Here is a 5,248-nt window from a genome sequence, read left to right as displayed (position 1 = left end):
TCGTTACTGGTATGGCGATGTCGAGCGGATTTCGCCCGAGGCACCGGTGCCCGTGGTGGCGGTGAAGGATGCAAAAGAGCTTCCAGGTGGTGCCGCCAACGTGGCGCGCAACGTACGGGCATTTGGCGCGAACAGCGCCCTGTTTTCAATCAGCGGCGATGACCGTGAGGCGGACAGCCTCGAGCGACTCCTGGGCGAGGACGGTATCAACTGCCGCCTTGAGCGCGACAAGTTGCTGAATACCACCGTCAAGTTGCGCGTCATCTCCAAGCATCTGCACCAGCAAATGCTGCGCATCGATTTCGACTGTCCCGAGAGCAAAGACGCGCGCGTGAAACTGCTCGACAACTATCTCAAGCATCTTCCGGAATACGACGCCGTGATCATCTCGGACTACGGCAAGGGCGGTCTGGGATACATTCAGGAAATGATCCAGGCAGCGCACGCCGCATCCCGCCCGGTGGTTATTGATCCCAAGGGCCATGACTACAGCGGTTACCGCGGCGCGAGCCTGATCACGCCGAACCGCAAGGAGTTCGAACAGGTCGCCGGCCGTTTCCGCGACAACGCCGATCTCGAGCGCCGGGCCACGAAGCTGATCCAGGATCTGGACCTGGGCGGGATTCTGGTGACGCGCGGTGAGGATGGCATGAGTCTTGTGCAGCGGAGCGGACAAGCGCTGCATATCAAGGCGCGCGCCCGGGAAGTATTCGACGTGACCGGTGCTGGCGATACGGTGATCGCGGCCATCGGTTGCGCCTGGGCCGTCGGAAGCGGGCTGGAAGATGCGGTGCATCTGGCCAATGTGGCCGCTGGCATCGTTGTCGGCAAACTGGGCGCGGCGACCGCGAGCCCCGCGGAAATCATGCACGAACTATCCGCAGAGGAGGAATGATGCACGTCGTCACGGGTGGAGCGGGCTTTATCGGTGCCAATCTGGTCAAGGCGCTCAATGAGCGTGGCGAGAAAAATATTTTCGTCGTGGATGACCTGGAACATGGCGACAAATTCAGGAATCTGGTCGATTGCGAAATCGCGGACTACCTCGACAAGCGCGATTTTCTCGAACGGATCAACAATGGAGAATTCAAAAAGAAGTTCAAGGCGATTCTGCATGAAGGCGCGTGTTCCGACACCATGGAGCATAACGGCGTCTTCATGATGGGTAACAATTACGAATACTCCAAGACCTTGCTGCACTACTGCCAGGCCAGACGCATACCTTATTTATATGCCTCGTCGGCGGCGGTTTACGGCACCGGCAAGGTCTTCCGCGAGTCGCGTGAGTGCGAGGGGCCACTCAATGTGTACGGCTATTCCAAGTGGCTGTTCGATCAATATGTGCGTCGCCTTTATCCGAAGCGGACGGCGCAGATCGTCGGATTCCGTTATTTCAATGTCTATGGTGATCGCGAGCAACACAAGGGTCGCATGGCCTCGGTGGCATTCCATCATTTCAACCAGTACCGCGAGTCCGGCAAGGTGAAGCTGTTCGAAGGTTGCGACGGTTATGGTAACGGCGAACAGCGACGCGATTTCATCTCCGTGGAGGATGTGGTGGCGGTGAACCTGTTTTTCCTGGATCGTCCGCAGAAGAGCGGAATCTTCAACGTCGGCACCGGCCGGGCACAGACCTTTAATGACGTGGCGGCGGCAGTCATCAATAGTTTTCGGCAGATGTCGGGCAACACCCCCGCGGACCTGAAAAGCCTGCAAAAAGAAGGTCAGATTGCATACATCAATTTCCCCGAAGCGTTAAAAGGCAAGTATCAAAGTTTCACGCAGGCGGATATCGCGGCACTACGCCGAGCGGGTTATAAGAAGGCCTTTCTGACCGTTGAGGAAGGAGTTCGTCGTTATATTGCGCGCTTGTCGCATGCTGAAAATGCGCCCCATGCCTGAAATATATTGATTTAATTAACTGAATCTTTTTAATCATGAAGAATTCCGTTTTAACTAACAAGAATGTTGCCGTTATCGGGTTGGGTTATGTCGGTTTGCCTTTGGCGGTGGAATTCGGGAAACACCTGAAGACCGTAGGTTTTGACTTAAACAAAGCGAAACTGGCGAATTATCGCCGTTGCCAGGACCCTACAGGCAGTGTCAGCGGCGATGACCTGCGTTCTGCGACAAAACTTGAATACACCGCAGATCCGCGCGACCTTTCGCAGGCTGATTTTATCGTCGTTGCCGTTCCTACTCCTGTCGACGATGCGCATCAACCGGACTTCAGTCCTATGCTTTCAGCATGCGATATTCTCTCGCCGCATATGAAGAAAGGCGCCATCGTTATATTCGAATCAACAGTTTATCCGGGCGCGACCGAAGAGGTGTGCATCCCGGCAATCGAAAAAAAATCGGGAAAGCGATGGAAACAGGATTTTCATGTTGGTTATTCGCCCGAACGCATCAACCCGGGCGACCACGAGCACACGCTGACCACGATAACCAAGGTGGTTTCCGGGGACGATGCTCAGACACTTGAGTCGGTGGCGCAATTATATGAACTCGTCGTCAAGGCCGGTGTTTTTCGTACCTCCAGCATCAAGACGGCCGAGGCAGCCAAGGTCATCGAGAATACCCAGCGTGATCTGAATATCGCGCTGATGAACGAATTGGCCATCATTTTTCACAAGCTGGGCATCGATACCATCGAAGTGCTGGAGGCAGCCGGCTCCAAATGGAACTTTCTGCCATTCCGTCCGGGCCTGGTGGGCGGCCACTGCATTGGTGTCGATCCTTACTATCTGACCCAGAAGGCGGAACGGATAGGTTACCACCCGGAGGTCATACTTGCTGGCCGGCGCATCAACGATAGCATGGGAAAATACGTGGCCGAGCAGACTATCAAGCAGATCATTCAGGCCGGCCACTCGGTTAATGGGAGTCACGTGATCGTGCTGGGTATTACGTTCAAAGAAGACTGTCCCGATTCGCGCAATACCCGAGTGGTTGACGTGGTGAACGAGCTCAAAACATATGGAGTGAATGTCTGGGTTCATGATCCCGTGGCCGATGCCGAGGAAGCGCGGCATGAATACGGCCTGGAGCTACATTCCTGGGAGAAGTTGCCGAAGGCCAAGGCGATTGTGGCGGCGGTGGCGCACAAAGAGTTTCTTAAAAAAGGTATGGACGAGATGCTCATGAAGCTCGAAAAGGGCGGAAGTTTTATAGACGTCAAATCACGTTTCGACGTCAAGGCGCTGGCTTCCGCCGGCGTGCAAGTATGGAGGCTTTGATCCGACATTGAACGAGGCGAACCGCGAAACGGCTTCCCGCTACTGGTATCTGGTTTACTGCAAGCCGCGGCAGGAAACCGTTGCCCGGGAAAATCTCGCGCGTCAGGGTTACGAAACCTATCTGCCGTTCATGCGCGATGCACGGCGACGCCAGGGGAGGCGCGTTTCTGTCATCGCCCCGATGTTTCCCCGCTATCTGTTTATCCACCTGAGCAGCCAGACCGACAACTGGGGGCCGATTCGCTCCACGCTCGGAGTGGTTTCGATTGTGCGGTTCGGTCGCGAGGCGGCGCGGGTACCGGACAGTCTGATGGCAGTGTTGCGGGCCCGGGAGGATACGCAGGGTATCCAGATTGTTCCGATTGAAGAATACAAGCCGGGAAGCCGGGTGCGGATCACCCAAGGCAGTTTTGCCGGCTATGAAGGGATTTTTCAGGCGGCCAGCAGCCGCGACCGTGTTACCGTGCTGCTCGATATCCTCGGACGCGATGCGCGCACCAGCGTCGATACTGCCTCGATCGAGCCGGCCTGAGGCCGGAGATTATTGAGGCGACACAACTCTCTCAAGCCCTCCGATCGTTTGTTTCCTTTCTTGGCCCGCAAGAAAGTCGGCTTATTGCCTCAATAATCGTGGAATTCATGGGATTTTCATTATTGACCCGGCAGCTCCCTCCATCACTGGCGCCAGGGAACATTCAGTTTTCACATATAAACTTGCCGGGTCAATAATTCTTGACCGGATGGCATGAAGGGTTATAGTGTTCATGTCATGAACACAAAGGCCGACAGGGAAGAAGAGCTGGTTTTGGAGCTGCTGGATGCGGTCGGCAAGCAAAGTAACGTCAGTCAGCGCCATCTGGCCAGCGACATGGGCATCGCCCTGGGGCTAGCCAATTCCTATCTTAAACGCTGCATCCGCAAGGGATTCATCAAGATCAGCGAAGCCCCGGCCAATCGCTACCTTTACTACCTGACGCCCAAAGGCTTTACCGAAAAAAGCCGGCTCACCGCAAAATACCTGTCCTCATCCTTTGCCTTTTACCGCAAGGCCGGTGATTCCTGCATGGATGTATTTCAGAAATGCGAAGCGCAGGGTTGGCGCAGGATTCTGTTATACGGCATGTCGGACCTTGCCGAAATCGCCACACTGCGGGTACAGGAACGTGACGTTCAGATCGTCGGGATTCTTGACCCTCATGCCGAACGGCGTCGATTCGCCGGATTACCGGTGTGGCGGAATTTCGACCAGGCCGAACCTTTTGATGTCTGTGTGCTGACTGAACTGAATTCACCCCTGGTCAGCTACGCGCAATTGATGAAGGAAATTGAAAAGGAACGCGTGCTGGTTCCGGATATTTTACGACTCGAATAGTTGTTGTTCTGGTCCGGAATTGAGTAATCCCGACCCGTGTCGGGACGGAGCGCCACAAGCTGTGTGGAACTATATGTTCTGCATGGCGGTAGCGTGTCAAAATACAGGTTTTAACTTAGAAATAAACAGAAAATGAAAATACTTGTCACAGGGGCTGCGGGTTTTATCGGTTCCGCGCTTGCGCTCAGGTTGCTGGAGCGGGGCGATATGGTGTGCGGCATCGATAATATGAATGACTATTACGACGTCCGGCTGAAGGAAGCGCGCCTCCAGCGCACAAAGGATCATCGCCATTTCGAATTCCAGAAGCTCGACATAATAGATCGGGAAACCATGGCGGAGCTTTTTCAAAAACAAAAGTTCGATGCCGTGATGCACCTGGCGGCGCAGGCGGGAGTGAGATATTCGATCACCAATCCCCAGTCCTACATCGACTCCAACCTGGTTGGATTTGGCAACATTCTCGAGGGATGCCGGCACAGCGGAGTGAAGCACCTGGTGTTTGCCTCCTCAAGTTCGGTTTATGGCGCCAACACCAAGCTGCCGTTTTCCGAGCACGACAATGTCGACCATCCCGTATCGCTTTATGCCGCCACCAAGAAGGCCAATGAATTGATGGCGCATAGTTACGCTCACC

Annotated in this window: 6 protein-coding genes; all 6 read left to right on the top strand. The window is 54.8% G+C overall.

What is annotated here, in order from left to right:
- On the top strand, nucleotides 1-895 hold an 895-nt coding region (gene rfaE1 / locus WB402_RS03260), incomplete at its 5' end, for a D-glycero-beta-D-manno-heptose-7-phosphate kinase (RefSeq protein ID WP_424205484.1).
- A complete protein-coding gene (gene rfaD, locus WB402_RS03255; RefSeq protein WP_424205483.1) occupies nucleotides 892-1,902 on the top strand; it encodes an ADP-glyceromanno-heptose 6-epimerase in 1,011 nt (336 codons plus the stop codon). The genes rfaE1 and rfaD, both read left to right, overlap by 4 nt.
- A 35-nt stretch (nucleotides 1,903-1,937) precedes the next feature.
- Nucleotides 1,938-3,239, top strand: coding sequence for a nucleotide sugar dehydrogenase (locus WB402_RS03250; protein WP_424205482.1), 1,302 nt, complete (start codon nucleotides 1,938-1,940; stop codon nucleotides 3,237-3,239).
- A gap of 7 nt (nucleotides 3,240-3,246) precedes the next feature.
- Entirely contained in the window at nucleotides 3,247-3,771 is a 525-nt protein-coding gene (gene rfaH, locus WB402_RS03245) for a transcription/translation regulatory transformer protein RfaH (protein WP_424205481.1), read from the top strand.
- Between the two features lie 237 nt (nucleotides 3,772-4,008).
- Nucleotides 4,009-4,611 carry a winged helix-turn-helix transcriptional regulator gene (locus WB402_RS03240; RefSeq protein WP_424205480.1) on the top strand — a complete coding sequence of 201 codons (603 nt, stop codon included), beginning with the start codon at nucleotides 4,009-4,011 and terminating at the stop codon, nucleotides 4,609-4,611.
- A 132-nt stretch (nucleotides 4,612-4,743) separates the two neighbouring features.
- Nucleotides 4,744-5,248: SDR family NAD(P)-dependent oxidoreductase (locus WB402_RS03235; protein ID WP_424205479.1), on the top strand; the 505-nt coding region annotated here is incomplete at its 3' end.

It is taken from the genome of Sulfuricaulis sp., assembly GCF_049587675.1.
GTDB lineage: Bacteria > Pseudomonadota > Gammaproteobacteria > Acidiferrobacterales > Sulfurifustaceae > Sulfuricaulis.
Note: the sequence above shows the minus strand (reverse complement) of the source record. Positions and strands in the feature narration are given on the sequence as shown.